Origin of the sequence: Porphyromonas uenonis DSM 23387 = JCM 13868, assembly GCF_000482365.1 — a bacterium.
GTDB classification, from domain to species: domain Bacteria; phylum Bacteroidota; class Bacteroidia; order Bacteroidales; family Porphyromonadaceae; genus Porphyromonas; species Porphyromonas uenonis.
The window spans coordinates 211,337-228,193 of sequence record NZ_KI535309.1; the positions used below are offsets into that span (position 1 = coordinate 211,337).

14 protein-coding genes are annotated in these 16,857 nt (G+C 55.8%); 6 read left to right on the forward strand and 8 right to left on the reverse strand.

The window, feature by feature from the left end:
- Positions 1-7 precede the first annotated feature (7 nt).
- From ubiE to greA, 5 genes are all read right to left on the reverse strand, one after another.
- A complete protein-coding gene (gene ubiE, locus L215_RS0108475; protein ID WP_025883877.1) occupies positions 8-724 on the reverse strand; it encodes a bifunctional demethylmenaquinone methyltransferase/2-methoxy-6-polyprenyl-1,4-benzoquinol methylase UbiE in 717 nt (238 codons plus the stop codon).
- An 87-nt stretch (positions 725-811) separates the two neighbouring features.
- Entirely contained in the window at positions 812-1,756 is a 945-nt protein-coding gene (locus L215_RS0108480; RefSeq protein WP_025883875.1) for a phosphoribosylaminoimidazolesuccinocarboxamide synthase, read from the reverse strand.
- An 83-nt stretch (positions 1,757-1,839) separates the two neighbouring features.
- On the reverse strand, positions 1,840-2,862 hold the full coding sequence (locus L215_RS0108485) for a PhoH family protein (protein ID WP_025883874.1): 1,023 nt from the start codon (positions 2,860-2,862) through the stop codon (positions 1,840-1,842).
- Positions 2,863-2,881: 19 nt separating this feature from the next.
- Positions 2,882-3,274: an HIT family protein gene (locus L215_RS0108490; protein ID WP_025883873.1), complete on the reverse strand. Its 393-nt coding sequence runs from the start codon at positions 3,272-3,274 to the stop codon at positions 2,882-2,884.
- 47 nt (positions 3,275-3,321) lie between these two features.
- Entirely contained in the window at positions 3,322-3,792 is a 471-nt protein-coding gene (gene greA, locus L215_RS0108495) for a transcription elongation factor GreA (RefSeq protein WP_025883872.1), read from the reverse strand.
- A 702-nt stretch (positions 3,793-4,494) separates the two neighbouring features.
- Between greA and metG the strand changes: the two genes are divergently transcribed.
- The 5 genes from metG to L215_RS0108520 are packed head-to-tail and all read left to right on the forward strand — an operon-like array spanning position 4,495 to position 11,425.
- Positions 4,495-6,546, forward strand: coding sequence for a methionine--tRNA ligase (gene metG / locus L215_RS0108500; protein ID WP_027451644.1), 2,052 nt, complete (start codon positions 4,495-4,497; stop codon positions 6,544-6,546).
- A 12-nt stretch (positions 6,547-6,558) separates the two neighbouring features.
- Positions 6,559-7,725, forward strand: a complete 1,167-nt coding sequence (locus tag L215_RS0108505) for a DegT/DnrJ/EryC1/StrS family aminotransferase (RefSeq protein WP_025884239.1) — start codon at positions 6,559-6,561, stop codon at positions 7,723-7,725.
- Between the two features lie 17 nt (positions 7,726-7,742).
- Positions 7,743-8,819, forward strand: a complete 1,077-nt coding sequence (locus tag L215_RS0108510; RefSeq protein WP_027451645.1) for a Gfo/Idh/MocA family protein — start codon at positions 7,743-7,745, stop codon at positions 8,817-8,819.
- A gap of 16 nt (positions 8,820-8,835) precedes the next feature.
- On the forward strand, positions 8,836-10,593 hold the full coding sequence (locus L215_RS0108515) for a bifunctional metallophosphatase/5'-nucleotidase (RefSeq protein ID WP_025884240.1): 1,758 nt from the start codon (positions 8,836-8,838) through the stop codon (positions 10,591-10,593).
- Between the two features lie 43 nt (positions 10,594-10,636).
- Positions 10,637-11,425 (forward strand): 3'-5' exonuclease family protein, encoded by a 789-nt coding sequence (locus L215_RS0108520; RefSeq protein WP_025884241.1) that lies wholly within the window; start codon positions 10,637-10,639, stop codon positions 11,423-11,425.
- On the opposite strand, the gene L215_RS0108525 is transcribed toward L215_RS0108520, so the two are convergent.
- The 3 genes from L215_RS0108525 to rplS form a co-directional block, all read right to left on the reverse strand.
- Positions 11,395-12,168 (reverse strand): urease accessory protein UreH domain-containing protein, encoded by a 774-nt coding sequence (locus tag L215_RS0108525; RefSeq protein ID WP_025884243.1) that lies wholly within the window; start codon positions 12,166-12,168, stop codon positions 11,395-11,397. The two genes, L215_RS0108520 and L215_RS0108525, sit on opposite strands and share 31 nt — an antisense overlap.
- Before the next feature lie 10 nt (positions 12,169-12,178).
- Positions 12,179-15,661, reverse strand: coding sequence for a type IX secretion system sortase PorU (gene porU / locus L215_RS0108530; RefSeq protein ID WP_027451646.1), 3,483 nt, complete (start codon positions 15,659-15,661; stop codon positions 12,179-12,181).
- Positions 15,662-15,933: 272 nt separating this feature from the next.
- Positions 15,934-16,299, reverse strand: a complete 366-nt coding sequence (gene rplS, locus L215_RS0108535) for a 50S ribosomal protein L19 (RefSeq protein WP_025884245.1) — start codon at positions 16,297-16,299, stop codon at positions 15,934-15,936.
- Between the two features lie 360 nt (positions 16,300-16,659).
- Between rplS and L215_RS09530 the strand changes: the two genes are divergently transcribed.
- Positions 16,660-16,857 (forward strand): ISAs1 family transposase (locus L215_RS09530; RefSeq protein ID WP_044111940.1); only part of this gene is annotated, 198 nt, incomplete at its 3' end.

Consider the following 16,857-nt stretch of genomic DNA (forward strand, 5'->3'; position numbering starts at 1 on the left):
TATCTCTTTAGGCTTCTGCGGTATATAAGACGCAGATCCCTAGAGGCATCTCTTTGTACTGTACCTCTCTAAAGCCTGCCCTACAGATCAGCGCCGTCATTGCCTCTCGCTGTGGCATCGCCTTGATAGATGCTGGGAGGTAGCTGTAGGCAGAGCGATCGTGAGCGCACAACTGTCCGATCCACGGGATCAAGTGCTTAGCATAGATATTATAGCCCCGGAGCAGTAGCCCCCCACGAGGTTCGCTTAGCTCCAGGATAGCGAGCCTCCCCCCTGGGCGTAAAATGCGGTGCATCTCTCGCAAGCCTTGTAGTGGATCCGAAAAGTTGCGAATCCCCAGAGTGCAGGTCACCGCATCGACCGAGTGCGAAGCTAGAGAGAGCTCCTGACAGTTCTCCGCAGAGAGCGTCACCACGGGCGCCGAGTGGACAGTCCTCTGGATACGTTCGGCAGCCACCGCCAGCATACCCTCCGAGAGGTCCACACCGACGATCTCACGCACCGACGGCAAGTAGCGAGAGAGCATCAGGATCATATCACCCGTACCGCAGGCCAGGTCAGCCACACGACGAGGCGCATAGTTCGCCAGATGCTCTATGACCTGCCAGCGCCAGGTCAGATCCATACCGCCCGTCATGAGGCGATTCATCGAGTCATAGCGTCCAGCTATGCGGTCAAACATCTGTCGCACGTAGCGAGACTTACTATCGAGAGGTGAAGGCATAGTAAATAGAGAGATTAGAACCAGCGACTAGGGAGGTTGTACACAGCCCTCTCAGTCGCTGGTTCATTTATATAGTTATGGAGCCTCCTACTTCTTGAGGAAAGCTAGCAGATTGTTCTCAATACGCTTAGCCACATCTTGGGTTTGCTCCTTGACGAAGGTCTTGCCCGTGATGTGCTCGTAGAGCTCTATGTAGCGCTCGCTCACAGAGGCTGCATACTCAGGCGTGATGGTCGGCATCTTCTGTCCAGCCTTACCCTGGAAGCCCTGCTCGATGAGCCACTGACGAACGAACTCCTTCGAGAGCTGTCGCTGAGGCTCACCCTTAGCTTGGCGCTCCTCGTAGCCCTCTAGGTAGAAGTAGCGAGAGGAGTCAGGCGTGTGGATCTCGTCGATCAGGATCACCTTGCCATCTTTCTTGCCAAACTCATACTTCGTATCCACGAGGATCAGCCCCCGCTCACGAGCGATGCGCGTCCCCTCCTCAAAGAGCGTCTGCGTGTACTGCTCGATGACCTTGTAGTCCTCCTCGGAGATCAGGCCAGAGGCGATGATCTCCTCACGGCTGATGTTCTCGTCGTGACCCTCGTCAGCCTTAGTCGTAGGCGTGATGATCGGGTGTGGAAGGCGCTCATTCTCCTTCAGACCCTCGGGTAGTTGTATGCCACAGATCGTACGCTCGCCAGCCTGGTAAGCACGCCATGCGCTACCAGCTATGTAGCCGCGAACGATCATCTCTACCTTAAAAGGCTCGCAGCGATGTCCCACCGTAACCATCGGATCGGGAGTCGCTATCTTCCAGTTGGGCACGAGATGCGCCGTAGCGTCGAGCTGCTCAGCAGCTATTTGGTTGAGCACCTGACCCTTGTAGGGAATACCCTCAGGGAGTACCACATCAAAGGCTGAGATCCTATCCGTAGCGACCATTGCGATCAGATCGCCCTCAAGGAAGTATACATCTCTCACCTTGCCATGAAAGACAGACTGGATACCTGGGAGAGATAGGTCGGTGTGTGTTAGAGCTTGATTCATTGTATTATGATCAATAATTGATTTGCTAAAAAGGGGATTGCCCTCCTCCCGCCTTAGCCGAGAGAGAGCGTGTTTCTATGAGTCTATGAGTCTTTACCTTGATCCTTATCTAGGTCTATATCTTGATCTTGGTGAGTCTCTTGTGCGGGTCGTCCGCCCTGCAGTGCTTGATGCTCATTGCGATCGTAAGCGTCTACGACAAGCTGCACGATCGGGTGACGCACGATGTCCTGCGCATCAAAGTATACGAAAGGTATCTGCTCCACATCGCCCAGGATCCGCTCAGCAATGCGCAAGCCCGAGGTGACACCCCGCGGCAAGTCGACCTGCGAGAGGTCGCCCGTGATGATCATCTTACTATTGCGTCCGAGACGAGTGAGAAACATCTTCATCTGATGATGGGTCGTATTCTGCGCCTCGTCAAGTATGACGACGGCATCGTTGAGCGTACGACCACGCATGTATGCTAGCGGAGCAATCTGTATCACGTCACTCTCCATATAGGTGCGCAGGCGCTGCGTCGGGATCATCTCCTCGAGCGCATCGTAGAGCGGCTGGAGGTAAGGGTCGAGCTTGTCCTTCAGCTCACCGGGTAGGAAGCCCAACTTCTCGCCCGCCTCGACAGCGGGACGCGAGAGTATGATACGTCGTACCTGCTTCTCCTTAAGTGCTTTGACCGCCAGTGCTATCGCTATGTAGGTCTTGCCCGTACCAGCTGGTCCGATCGCAAAGAGCATATCGTGATCCGCTATGGCCTCCACCATCTCACGCTGGTGAGCGCCTCGGTAGCCTATGCTACGCCCCCTCGCTCCATAGAGCAGATGATTCGGAGCCACCTTGACCTCAGGGAGCTCCTCTCCCGTAGCCAGCTTGCGTATGGTCTGCTCCGTCAGGAGATTGTACCGCAGGACATGCTGTACCAGCTTATCGAGGAGCGCTGTCAAGAGCTGTATATCGGTCGTATCACCCAGTATCTTGATGATTCGATCATGAGCCACAATCCGCAGCTTAGGATAGAGGTTGCGCAGCAATAGCAGGTACTCACGGTTAGGGCCGTAGAGCACCGCTGGATCTATCTCCTCTAGGATATATAGTCTCTCAGTCACTAGGCTTCGCTACTCCTTATTATATATGAGCTGCTATCTCGGAGGCGATGCGAGCCATCTCCTCGTCGGTAGGCTTCGTAGCAAGCGGTCCGTGAGCCACGTCACCCTCACTATTGATCGGTATCAGGTGGACATGAGCGTGTGGCACCTCTAGTCCTAGGACCAGCGTAGCCACCTTGCGGCAGTGTGTCGTCTCCTGTATAGCGCGGGCCACCCGCTTGGCAAAAGCCATCAGCCGAGCCAGCTCCTCGTCCGTTAGGTCGTAATAGTAATCGACCTCACGCTTCGGGACCACCAGTGTATGCCCCAGCTGATAAGGATTGATATCTAGAAAGGCGTAGTGCTCCTCGTCCTCCGCAATGCGGTAGGAGGGGATCTCACCTGCTATGATGCGACTAAAGATTGAAGCCATAGAGCGTTCGTTGTTTTTGGGAGGAACTGTTCAAGAAGAGTGTCACCCTATCGAGTGATCTCTAGGATCTCAAAGACCAGCTTACCCGCAGGCACCTGTATCTCCGCCACATCGCCCACCTTCTTGCCGAGGAGTCCCTTGGCAATGGGGGTATTGACCGAGATCTTGTTCTCCTTAAAGTTTGCCTCAGCATCCGAGACGATGTAGTAGCTCTTCTCCTCGCCCTTCTTCTTATTGAGCAGGCGCACATGGTTCAGTATCTGCACCTCATCGGTCTTAATCTGCGAGGGCTCCAGCACACGGGCGTTGCTCAGCTGTGCCTTGAGCATAGCGATCTTGTCCTCGAGGTGAGCTTGCGCCTCCTTGGCAGCATCGTACTCAGCATTCTCAGATAGATCTCCCTTGTCACGCGCCTCAGCAATCTGCTGTGTGACCTTGGGCCGCTCCTCAGCCTCCAGCTGCTTGATCGTATTGTTGAGGGCATCGTATCCCTCTTGGGTCATATAGTAATATCCCATAGATGATTAGGTGATAATGGTGTCTAATTCAGTCTAGTGCATATCCTATGAACCACACCCCGCTAGCCATCTATCGGCTGGCGAAGGCACCTCATAGATACAAAACAAATGAGGACTTACTCCCACACAGCACCCCCTATCGTCTAGAAGAGCCACATCAGAGAAGCCTCGTCATATATTGAGTGTGCTACGCCGTCTGCACACCTCTCTTACTGAGTGCAAAGGTACTAAAAAAATGTTTTCCACCCCATGCGCCTTCCACGCAAGCATAGACTATGTAACACTCACAAGTGGCTGCTGGAGGGGTGCACGGGTGGTGACTCGTCCCATCGAATTATTCGATTTGAGAAGCTGTGATCTCTCAGACATCTCCGACGATTTCATTTCCTACCTAGGAATTTGCCAAATAGCTACCTAGAAATTTCCCCAATCCCTACCTAGGAAATAAAAAATTCTTCGGAGGAATCAAATGAAACTTCGGAGGAATCAAAAAATAAGTCCGAAGAATTTGCCATTTCCTAGGTAGCAAATCAAAAATATCTACGGAGGAATTTGGGCAATTTCTAGGTAGGAATTGAAACGAGCTCATTTTTATCATGCGTCAGCGCAGATTCAGATACGATGATACCTTCGTAACAGTCTCATTTTTGCTACCTTTGCGGTAGACATCGGCAGTAAGCCGTTAATCATCATAAGAACTTTATGAGTACGCAACAATTCAAACGCACTTTAGTCACTACGGCCCTACCTTATGCTAATGGGCCTGTACATATCGGACACTTAGCAGGAGTCTACGTTCCTGCCGACATATACGTTCGCTACAAGCGTATGAAGGGCGACGAGGTCCTCTTCATCGGCGGTAGCGATGAGCACGGAGTACCTATCGCTATCAAGGCAAAAGCCGAGGGCGTCTCCCCCCAAGAGGTGGTAGATCGCTACCACGCCTTGATTAAGGAGTCGTTCGCTCGCCTAGGCATCGACTTCGACATCTATTCGCGCACCACCTCCGAGACGCACGAGAAGACGGCGAGCGCATTCTTTACCAAGCTCTACGAGTCGGGCAAGCTGATCGAGCAGACCTCGGAGCAGTACTACGACCCCGAGGCTAAGCAGTTTCTCGCAGACCGCTATATCACGGGGACCTGTCCACATTGCCACAACGAGCGCGCCTATGGCGACCAATGCGAGGCGTGTGGTACATCGCTCTCAGCGACCGATCTGATCGATCCTCATAGCGCTATCTCAGGAGCTAAGCCTGAGCTACGCGAGACGAAGCACTGGTACCTTCCACTGGGCGACTACGAGAGCTTCCTCCGCGAGTGGATCCTCGAGGGACACAAGGAGTGGAAGCCCAACGTCTACGGGCAGTGCAAGAGCTGGCTGGACCTAGGACTACAGCCACGTGCCGTGACGCGTGACCTAGACTGGGGTATCCCCGTACCGCTCCAAGGGGCTGAGGGCAAGGTGCTCTACGTATGGTTTGACGCACCTATAGGCTACATATCCAATACGAAGGAGCTACTCCCCGACAGCTGGCGCACCTGGTGGTGCGACCCCGAGACCCGTCTGATCCACTTCATCGGCAAGGACAATATCGTCTTCCACTGTATCATCTTCCCCGCCATGCTAAAGGCGGAGGGTTCCTTTAACCTGCCAGACAATGTACCTGCGAACGAGTTCCTCAACCTCGAGGGTGACAAGATCTCGACCAGTCGCAACTGGGCTATCTGGCTCCACGAGTACCTCGACGAGATGCCTGGCAAGGAGGACGTGCTACGCTATGTCTTGACAGCCAATGCGCCTGAGACCAAGGACAATGACTTCACATGGCGTGACTACCAAGCGCGTAATAATAATGAGTTGGTCGCTATCTACGGCAACTTTGTGAACCGCGCCTTGGTGCTGACGCACAAATACTTCGACGGCAAGGTACCTCCGCTGGGTCATCTCACAGAGATCGACGAGGAGATGCTCCGAGAGGTGGCAGCCATACCAGCAGAGCTGGACGATCAGCTGGAGCACTTCCACTTTAGAGAGGCGCTCAAGACTGCTATGCAGCTGGCCCGCATCGGCAATAAGTACCTCGCCGACACGGAACCCTGGAAGGTGATCAAGAGCGACCCCGACCGTGTCGCTACGATCCTGCACTTAGCTTTGCAGCTGGTGGGCAATCTGTCGATTGCTTTTGCGCCTTTCACACCTTTCTCCACACGTCGACTCCTCGCTATGCTACAGGTTGGGGAGGAAGGCTTTGCTTTCTCCCGCTTTGGTGCTACAGATCTACTCCCCGAGGGGCATCAGCTGGGTACACCCGAGCTGCTCTTTGAGAAGATTGAGGACGATGTGATCCAGGTGCAACTGGACAAGCTCGCTGCGATCAAGAAGCTCAACGAGGAGCAAAACCGTCACCCCGAGGCTCTGCTGGAGGATGTGCCGTTTGACACATTTACTAAGAGCGATATGCGTGCAGGCCGTATCCTAGCTTGCGAGAAGGTTCCCAAGGCGGACAAGCTCCTGCGCTTCTCCATCGATGATGGCATGGGCGGGCGAACGATCGTATCGGGCATCGCTCAGTACTACAAGCCGGAGGAGCTGGTCGGCAAGACCGTTGCCTTCGTTGCTAACCTCCCTGTGCGCAAGATCCGTGGTGTCGAGTCGCAAGGTATGATTATCTCGGTCGAGGACTACAAGACGGGACAGCTACAGGTGGTCACGCTGCCTGACACGATAGCGCCTGGTAGCAAACTGGTCTAGCCCCACAGCGACATGCGCATCCCTCTAGTCAACCTACCCCAAGAACATCGCCCCTACCAAGCTGAGCTCGATAGGAGCATCGGGAGGGTTGTCGCCTCGGGTGGTTACATCGGCGGTGAGGAGGTGCGTGCCTTTGAGGAGGAGCTGGCGGCCTACCTAGGGCTGGCTCCGTGGAGTGTCATCAGCTGTGGCAACGGGAGCGATGCGATCCTGCTGGCTTTGGCTGCGCTAGAGCTACCCCGTGGTGGCGAGGTGATCATTGCCACGCACAACTATGTGGCGGCTGCCGAGGCGGTCTGTCATCTAGGGCTCCGACCTGTCTGGGCTGACGTGATGCCCTCGCTGAGTAGCGATGGGCGTGTCTCCTTTCAGATGAATGGCTCGCTAGACTATCTGGAGTCTCTTCGCACTCCTCGGACGGTGGCACTCATAGCGGTCAATATGTACGGTATGCCCTGCCCTGCAGTCGAGCTGGCGCACTTCTGCGAGCTTCACCAGATCCCGTGGATTGAGGACAATGCTCAGGGGATGGGGGGCGTAGTCGAGGAAGTTTCGGGATGCTTAATTACTCCTGTACCGCTAGGCACACGAGCTACGATCGGCACGACGAGCTTCTTCCCGACCAAGCCACTAGGCTGTATGGGCGACGGAGGCGCTGCTTTCGTACCGCATGACCAGCAACTGGCGGATCGTCTGCGCCAACTGGCCAACCATGGACAGCGCACACGATACCAGTACGATCGGTGTGGCTACAACAGCCGTCTCGATGCGCTCCAAGCAGCCGTGCTACGGGTTAAGCTAGGTCACCTGAACGAGGCGAATCGACGACGTAGCTTGCTAGCCGACCGCTACGACGAGTTGCTGGCCGACCTCCCGATGGTGAGACGTCCGTGGCGTAGTGGGGACCGGCCTGAAGCACTTTACCTTTACACAATCTGCGTACCCTCTGACAAGCGGGACGGACTACTCAACGAACTACGCACAGCGGGCATCGACGCACGGGTCTACTACCCGCAGATGCTTCACCAGGTAGCGGCCTACAACGCCGACTCCTCTGAGGCTTCCTGTCCCGTAGCGGAGGAGCTCCAGAAGACGATGCTCTCGCTACCGATAGCCCCAACGACCTTCTACTTGCAGGTTAGAGAGATCTGCGAGCGGATCAGACAATTTCTACTATAAAAGCCTTTACCCCCACTATGACAGCGAACCACAGCGACCTAACAACCTTCGCTCCTAAGCCACTCCACAGCCCGCTCCGCTGGGTCGTCGTGGGGTGCGGACACATTGGCCGTCGGCACATGGAGCATATCTCAAAGCATCCGCAGACGCAGTTGGTCGGGATGGTCGACGTGATACCCGCTTCGGAGTGTGGTGCTGCGCAGTTTGCTGAGATTCCCTTTTACCAAAGCGTCGAGGAGCTGCTGGAGCGTGGAGGAGACACCTTTGATGTCGCGTCGATCTGCGTTCCCAACGGGCTGCACTACCCAATTGCGCTAGAGCTGATCAAGGCTGGCAAGTCGCTCCTCATAGAGAAGCCCGCCGTGCTACACCCCGACGAGGGCGAGGAGCTGATCGCCCTGGCGAAGGCGCACGGCTGTCACCTATACAGTGTCCTGCAAAACCGCTTTACGCCTGTCTCGGCGTGGCTTCACCAGATGATCGAGGAGAAGCGCCTCGGCAAGCTTTACCAGATCGAGCTGCAGTGTCTCTGGAATCGTGACGAGCGCTACTACCTGCCTCGTCGCTGGCATGGTGACCTCAAGCTAGATGGCGGGACGCTCTTCACGCAGTACTCACACTTCCTCGACCTGCTGATTTGGTGCTTTGGCATGCCTGAGGTGCAGGGCGGAAGCTTTTACAATTACAATCACCAGACGATGGTAGACTTTGAGGACTCAGGCGTGGTGCAGCTCACCTTCCCGCAGGATACGACGGGGCTGCTGACCTACTCGACAGCCGTCTACGGGACCAACTGCGGGGTGCGTCTGACCGTACTCGGTGAGCGTGGCTGCATCGTCCTCGACGGTCCCTTCATGAACAAGCTAACGCACTGCGTCATCGACGGCTACGACCGCCCCGACCTAGGCGAGAGCGAGCCAGGCAATGCCTACGGAGCCTACAGTGGCTCAGCGCAAAACCATCACTTCGTCATCGACCACACGGCGCGCGCTCTGCTGGGAGACCCGACCGCTCAGGCGGTGGAGATAGAGGATGCCCTGCGTGTCGTGCGCCTCATTCGCAATATCTACCAGCACAACCCTTACCTCTCCTAAGAAAGCCCTTCACGTTATGAACCAACTTCAGCTTCGTACCCTACTTTATTGTCTCGCTACGCTCCTTTTGCTGGGGAGCTTCGCTAGTTGCAAGAAGGCAGAGCGAGAGACGCACACGATTCATATCCTACATACGACCGATGTGCATGGCAACATACTGGGCTACGACTTTGTCCAGGACACTTGTACGCCTAGCGGACTGGCGCGGGTCTCTACTTATGTGGCGCAAGTGAGGAAGGAGTACCCGACGAGTACGCTGCTCTTCGACGGAGGGGATGTGCTACAGGGCAATGCAGCGGTCTACTACTCCAACTTCGTCGACACGCTACGCACACACTTCGTCTCGGACGCTATGACGCTACTGGGCTACGACGCGGCCGTCGTGGGGAATCATGATCTAGAGGCTACGCCGAGCGTCTACAAACGCTGGCAGAAAGACATGGCTACACCACTGCTGGCTGCCAATATCATACACAGCGATGGCCCACTCGCGGGAAAGCCTTACTACTCGCCCTATAGCGTCCACACGGTTGACGGGGTGAAGGTGGCGGTGCTCGGACTGATCACCCCCGCTGTGCCTCAGTGGATCCCGCAGGCCTCTTACGAGGGGATGGCCTTTGCTGATCCGATCGCCACGGCTCACAAGTGGATTCCTACGATTCAGGAGCATGTCCACCCAGACCTCCTCATAGTCTTGATGCACTCGGGGCTGGGAAATGAAGAGGGCGGTGAGAACTTTGCCATGCAGTTGGCAAACAGAGTCTCTGGCATCGACCTGATCCTCTACGGACACGACCACCAGGCTAATCAGACGACGGGGCGAAGTCCTTCGGGCTCTCCAGTCTTGCTGATCAACCCGGGGAGCCATGCGACAAATGTGGCGGACGTGACCGTCACTATCACCAAGCAGGGCGACAAAGTGGTCGACAAGAAGTTCCAAGGGGAGATAGTCCCAATGGCAGACGTGCCCGTAGACTCCGCTTTCGTCAGCTACTTTGCGGACTTTGCGGACACGGTGCGGAACTTTATCGCTGAGCCTATCACACTGCTTACGGAGCCTCTCATCGGGGTGGACGCACTCTTTGGACCTTCGGCCTATATCTCCCTACTTCACCAGCTACAGCTCGATCTGAGCGAGGCAGACATCTCCTTCTCCGCACCGCATCGCCTCTCCTTGGCACAGCGCGCTGACACGCTGCGGGTACGAAACTTCTTCGACATCTATCCTTACGAAAACTATCTCTACAAGCTACGCCTATCAGGGAAGGAGATACACGACTACCTAGAGTACTCCTACGGCTTATGGTGTGGCCCCGAAGCCAGCTCTGGGGAGCATCTGCTCTATCTGAAGGATCAAGCTACCGAGCAACATTTCCCGACGGTCAATCCGACCTTCAACTTCAGCGCAGCCGCGGGCATCGACTACACGGTGGATCTGCGCAAACCGCAAGGCGAGCGAGTGACCATCAAGCAGCTGTCTGACGGACGGCCCTTCTCGGTCGACAGTGTCTACACCGTGGCGGTCAACTCCTACCGTGCTATTGGTGGCGGTGGGCATCTGACGCAAGGGGCTGGTCTTTCGCCCGACGAGCTACACCAGCGCGTCGTCTGGATCTCGCCTCACGACCTGCGCTATCACCTCATCGAGTGGGCAAAGGCGCACCAACCGCTCACGCCGCCCCGCTACAGCAACTGGTCCTTCATACCTAAAGAACAAACTGAAGCAGCCGTCGCACGGGATCGCCACATCATCGAGGAGAGCCTTAATAAGTAACGACGGCTCGACCCAATGCCCCTGCCTAAACCTCAACTAGACCATGACTTGGGTTGACCTCCTGCTCTTACTGATCTTAGCTTGTGGCATCACCACCTTCGGCCGTAGGCGACTGCGCAAGCACAATCCCGTCTACAAAGGCGTAGAGCGTGACTTCGCCTCGCATTGCGCACTCAGCATCGAGGAGTCACCGCTCCTGCAGCTTGGCTCAGCGCCCGACGGCGCCACGCCTCGCTACCTTGTGGTAGACACCGAGACCGTATGCTATCTGCACGACACGCTTGACAAGACACAGCTCGCCTCCATCGACACGCCGCTCCTGGCGAGCCTCTCGTGGCTTCTGCTAGACGAAGAGCTCCGTGTCGTGCGCAGCGAGGACCACCTCCTGCTCAGTGGCATACCGATCACAAGCGAAGCGACCGACTACCATCAGCTGACCACCGAGTTTGTCGCTGGGCATGGCGAAGCGCCCCAAGCAGTGCTAGAGCTCTTCCTCAGAGATCTAGAAAGTGTACAGATGCTCGTGGGGCATAGCCTAGCCTTCCACCTAGCCATCCTAGCGCACGACTTGCAGCACTACCAGTTGCCCTGTGAAAGCCTTGGGGCTAGGCGGCAGTTCTGCACCATGCGCCAAGGCATCAACTACCTCATCTCGCATTACCAAGCCGATCCCCTACAGACACGCATCAGCCTAGAGTCGCTCTATAGCAAACTCCTATGGGGTCGTGAAGAGCTGGAGATCATCTACCAGCTCAAGTCTCGCCACGACGTCGTCCTCGCCACGCACTGCTTCATCAAGCTCTACAGAGATCCGACGACTGCCGACTCGTGACCATGTAACAGGTGAACGAGCGTGATCACAACGCCCATCACGATGAAGAGCAGTGAGATACCCACGCTCAGCCACTTGCGCCACCGCTGCATATCTCCAGCGAAATGCGCTAAGCGACTCAACCCCATCCGTATCAAGCCATAGACCGGATAAGCGACACTCACCGTCAGGAGCGCAAAGAGCCCTAGGTAGAGCAGCCCCTCAGCACCTCCCGCCTGAGCCGTCATAGGCACCAGCACGCCGAAGTAGATCAGCCCCGTAGCAGGACAGAAGAAGAGAGCCGAGCTAAAGCCCAGCCAAAGGGCTCGCCAGCTCCACGCGCCTTGTCGCTCTAACGATTGCTCGTGATCCTCCGCTTGATGCGTCTGCTCCTCGTGCTGGTGATCATGATGGTCGTGACGGCTGAACAGCCAGAGCAGTACTCCCAGTAAGATAATCAGCGGTCCCAGCCAATGTTCCAAGCCGTACAGGATCTGTTCCTGTAGTTGGAGCGTCTGAATGCTCGTCCGCAAGAGCCACGCCGAGAGCAATCCCAGCGAAAAGTAGAGCAGCGCACGCCCCAGCGCATAGAGCGTCGTGAGCCACCATCCCCGCCGTCTATTCGTCTGCTGTCCAGTCAGGAAGAGCAGCGAAGAGACCACTGTCGCCAGTGGACAAGGGTTGATCGCCACAAGAAGAGCCATCACCGCCACCGCCACAAAGGGGGTCGAACTGGTAACCAACGCTAAGATATCAGCCTGCATAACGAAACTGTTACCGCACTACTATCTTACCCGAGGTGAAAGCGGGCAGAGAGTCTCCCTGCGTCATCCGCAAGCGGTAGATATAAAGCCCTGGCAGCAAGGCACCGCCCGACTGTAGCTTAGGTTCCCACCGTATCAGAGCCGGCGTATCGTGCCCAGAGCGAGCCACCATCTGTGGCGAGAGCGCAACCAGCGCACCACGGTAGTCGTACAGCTCGATAGTCACATCGACCTCCACGCCTGGCGCATTGTTGTACACCTCCACAATCAGCGGATCATCAGCCGTCAGGACTCCTGGACGAGCACGGCTCTCGACCACCGTCGGTGCTTGACCAGCACGCACCCGGAAGGCAAAGCTACGCTCCGTCACATTGTTGCACACGTCCCACACGGTAAAGGTCGCTGTATGGTCGCCATCGGGCAACTCAGGGAGCAGATATATAACCCGCCCCACGCCCGCCTCCATCTCAGAGGCGGTGTAGCTACTATTGAGGTTAAAGGTCAAATCCTCGCGCCCATCCACTACCAGCGTCATGTTATGCCCCACGCCCGTTCCCGAAAGGTTGATCCCCGAGGCATCAGCCAGCGTGGCAACGAAGAGCGGCGTCGAGCCGATGGGGTTCTCCATCGAGAAGTTTGGATGACCTAGGTATAGCTCCCGTATCTCAGGCGGGACCGTGTCGACCACGCTGTGCTCCCCCGCTCCAGGCTTGACACAGATCGCATGGCTCACGCCCATCGCTTCGTATGGCTCGCTACCCTTCGCATCGCTGTAAGCATAGAGGTTGATCTTGCCATTGCCCCCGCTATAAGGGAGGTCCTTAGGCACTACAAAAGAGAAGTCAAAGTGTCCCTCCTTCACCTCAGCGATACCCGCGTAGAGCATCCCTGGGTAGTCCTCAAAAGAGGTAATCTTCTCAGGATCTTTGTCGGGAGCATTGTCTATGTGCGTCTTGACCTTAGCCTTAGCGTCAAAGACCGTCACAAAGAGCCGACCCGTGAAGTCACCCTGCACGACCCCCTGACTGCTCGCCACGTAACCCCGTACCTGTACACTATCCATCGCATGGAGCGGTACCGCCTCTCCCTCCGAGAGCGTATCGAGCGAGACACCCGCCAGCTCCGTGATGACCGTCTCATAGGCTGGCATACGAAGGCGCAGAGCCGGATCGCCGAGCAGGAAGAAGTTCAACTTGTTTTGTCTATCGTTCGTCAGCGAGTTCTTCGCATCACGCATCACGATCCCCATGGGACGTAGGAAGCCATCCGCCTGAGGCGTAAAGAGGCTCTCATGCAGAGCCCGATTCATCCGCTCATTGTTCAGATTCATCACGACACGTGTCGTCGTGTAGAGCGCGATAGCCCCACTGGTCGGATTGAGCATAGCCGACTCCCCCGCCGAGGTCTGAGGGTGGTCGTAGTTGGTAAAGTCACAGGTCGCCGTAATCCATACTGGCAGGTGAGGATAGTCAAAGCGTACGATATCCGCCTGCGTCAAGATCTGCTCATCGCTCCAAGCCGCAGGCCCCCCGTGGCCCGTGTAGTCCAGTAAGAGTAGTCCCTTCTGTAGCTCACTCATCAGCTTGCGCCGAGCCTCAGGCACCGAGGTTAGTCCGCCCACATTCTTGTGTGCGTAGGCATCCATATAGACCTTGGAGATGATGAGCTCTGGCTGTAGACGCTCCATGAGCTGAGCGATACCGTCGGCCTCCCCGAGGTGCGAGTAGCCATCCATATTGTCCGCTACATAGCATGCACGTGTACGCCATACGCCTGGCACCTGCTCGCTATCGTAGCGAATTATTTTATCCACTACCGCATCAGCCTCCGCCAGGGTACGTACTGGCAGACGACCGATCCCCACCGAGAGCGTCTGAGCTCCGATACCGACACCACGTTGACCCTCCGTGAGGAGACCAAAGTAGTCATCCGTCGAGTAGCTGTAAATGTTGGTCGAGTTCTCACCTTGATAAGTTAGCAGGAACTCCGTCAGTTGAAAGTCCCGTGCGCTCCAGTCCTGCGACACCTTACGATTGTCATAGGCCCCATCGCCCATCAGCAAGAGTAGCGGATGGTAGCTCTCCGCGCCATGCTCCGCCTCGTAACGTCGCTTATAGTCCCACAGCATCAAGCGATAAGCCGTCGCATCGGGCGTGCCGCCATTATATTCATCAAAAAGCTCCTGCTGCGTCACCACCTGCACCCGTAGTCCCGAGTGCTCTCGGTGATAACTGGCCAAGCGCTCTGCAGCTGGGCGCAAAGCCTCGGTCGTGATCATCAGATAGTCTGGCACCGTGTCTAGACGTACCCCTCCATGCGGGAGCGCCACAACCTGCTCCACTGGGTAAGCGTCCGCCAGAGCAAAGAGCGTGTACTCCACAGGCATCCCCGCTCCATCCGTCACGGCTCCAGTAAAGGTCACGGCTCCACCCTGCTCTGCTACGGGTAAGCTCGTCACCTGCCCCTCGGCCGTGCGTCCCCACAGTTGCAGGGCACTAGCAGAGCCTGTCATCCCGATGCGATGCGATGCGGTGGCGCCTGGGGTGGCGGAGAAGTTGCGAAAGGCCAACTGCCCCTTCCCTCCATACTGCAAAGCGACTGGTGCCACCAGTGTCAGATAGTCCAGGTAAGCTTGTCGTCCTGCTGGGGCTATCTGTAGTTGCGTCTCCACACGCTGCGCCTCCGATGGGAGCTGGGCTGTAAAGCTCTTGGCATGATAGATCCCCGCCATATAGGTGCTGGCGGAGCTATCTTCACTTCTCTTGATAAGGTCTTTGTACGTTTCACCGCCCAGCTGCACCGTCAGCTCCAGCGTCTGATCTTTGTCTGGTAGCCCCACATAAGCCACGCTTAGCTCGCCCTCAGCAGCTGACACCAGTGGCGACGGTAGCGAGAGTGGCACCGTAAGCGGATGCCCGCCGAGCGGCTCGCCAAAGAGCTTACGCCCTGAGGCACGTAGCGAGTGACGATCCTGCTCATATAGCTCATGCGCCAAGAAGCTTGTCCGCACAGCCGACTCCGTAGCTTGCTGCGCACCCTGTGGCTCAATGCTATGCGCTGGCAAATCCGTCCGATCGGTCGCTAGGTAGTACCCCTGATTGCTATAAATGTTTTGCTGATGGCGGAAGGTCTGTCGCGACAGCTCAGGGATCCACTCGGTCACCCCCGTAGCGTAAAAGTAAACCGCCTCATCAGCCACATAAGCGGGGACCGGCGTAAGCTGCAAACTATTATCTTCCAGCACTTCGCTCAGCATCGCCCCACCCCGTCCGAAGAGACGTACCTCGGCAGGGTTCGCAATGCCTGCCTCTCGTAGTGCGGCAAAGGTAACCTTGTACACCCCCGTACGAGTCACCGAGAGACGCACCCAGTGCCCCTCACTGAGCGGTGAGCTGGCAGAGGATTGTGCAGTCAGCCCCAGCAGCCCCGCTAGCAGTGTGACCAGTAGCAGGCTCAGAGGTCTGTATATATAATGTAGGAGTCTATGTATCATAAGTAATCTAATAACGTGGATACAGCTACTTATAGTATATCCATCACCGTGACAGATGGTGCAAATATACCACAATCTTCCCTTTAGAGGCTGTTGACTTTTGCAACAGTCACCTTTAGCTTACCTAGTTCATAGTCCTAGGCATCTCCAGGCCCCACGGCTAACGTCTAGTCGGAGGGCATCCACGCCCGTCCGAACTACATAATTAGAGAGGCACCTCAACTCATCAGTCGAGATGCCTCTCTTTTTATTGGTCTGAGCTAGCGACTCTGTTACTTGACGCTGGCAGAGAGCGTACGACGCTCACGAATGCGAGCAGCTTTACCACGAAGGTTGCGCAGGTAGTAGAGCTTAGCGCGACGTACCTTACCGTGACGCTCTACGTGGATCTCCTCGATAAAGGGGCTGTTGTAGGGGAAGATACGCTCTACGCCCACACCGTCTGAGATCTTGCGTACGGTGAAGCGACGCTGGTCGCCATGACCGCTGATGCGGATGACCGTACCGCGATACTTCTGGATACGCTCCTTGTTACCCTCCTTAATACGGTAGTCCACGACGATCGTGTCACCTGGTGCAAACTTAGGTAGCTGCTTGCCACTCTTAAAGTCTTCTTCGACTAGCTTGATAAAGTCCATAATAATGTGCTGTTACTTTTTTGATTAGCTATGAGCTAAACGCAATATACACAGGCGACTCGGGAGCCTCTGAACTAAGCTCGGGGCTAAGCCTAGAGCACTCTTCCTGTCAGAGATTACGCAAAGCTGACGACAAAGGTACGAAAAACTTGCGAATGGACAACCCCCACCCCATCCCCCCGACAGGGCTGACGCATTATAAATGAAAAGCTGATTGTGATCTTGAGGGGAGAATGAAGGGCCTAAAAAGTGAACTCAATACAGTCGCAAAAACTCTTCATTTTTCTCTTCAAAAAGCTTGTCCATATCGTAGGTTTTTCGTATCTTTATGGCTGATAATCAATGTATTAAGTAATACCTATGAGCATATTCAATCAGCTTCTAATGGTCGAAGATCCACGCATAAATCGATGCAAAAAGTTCCCCTTAGGATACATCCTTACGACAGTGTTCACAGCTACCCTCTCTGGCTGCTCCTCTTGGTACGAAATAGAAGACTATGCAGAGGAGTACAAGGTTGATCTGGAGGCTCTATATGAGCGTATATCAGGAGAGTCG

Coding starts and splice junctions, on each gene's coding strand:
- L215_RS0108480 (WP_025883875.1), bottom strand. CDS start 1,756: ATGAATCAAGCTCTAACACACACCGACCTATCTCTCCCAGGTATCCAG.
- L215_RS0108510 (WP_027451645.1), top strand. CDS start 7,743: ATGACAGCGAACCACAGCGACCTAACAACCTTCGCTCCTAAGCCACTC.
- porU (WP_027451646.1), bottom strand. CDS start 15,661: ATGATACATAGACTCCTACATTATATATACAGACCTCTGAGCCTGCTA.
- L215_RS0108520 (WP_025884241.1), top strand. CDS start 10,637: ATGACTTGGGTTGACCTCCTGCTCTTACTGATCTTAGCTTGTGGCATC.
- L215_RS0108515 (WP_025884240.1), top strand. CDS start 8,836: ATGAACCAACTTCAGCTTCGTACCCTACTTTATTGTCTCGCTACGCTC.
- ubiE (WP_025883877.1), bottom strand. CDS start 724: ATGCCTTCACCTCTCGATAGTAAGTCTCGCTACGTGCGACAGATGTTT.
- L215_RS0108525 (WP_025884243.1), bottom strand. CDS start 12,168: ATGCAGGCTGATATCTTAGCGTTGGTTACCAGTTCGACCCCCTTTGTG.
- L215_RS0108490 (WP_025883873.1), bottom strand. CDS start 3,274: ATGGCTTCAATCTTTAGTCGCATCATAGCAGGTGAGATCCCCTCCTAC.
- rplS (WP_025884245.1), bottom strand. CDS start 16,299: ATGGACTTTATCAAGCTAGTCGAAGAAGACTTTAAGAGTGGCAAGCAG.
- metG (WP_027451644.1), top strand. CDS start 4,495: ATGAGTACGCAACAATTCAAACGCACTTTAGTCACTACGGCCCTACCT.
- greA (WP_025883872.1), bottom strand. CDS start 3,792: ATGGGATATTACTATATGACCCAAGAGGGATACGATGCCCTCAACAAT.
- L215_RS0108505 (WP_025884239.1), top strand. CDS start 6,559: ATGCGCATCCCTCTAGTCAACCTACCCCAAGAACATCGCCCCTACCAA.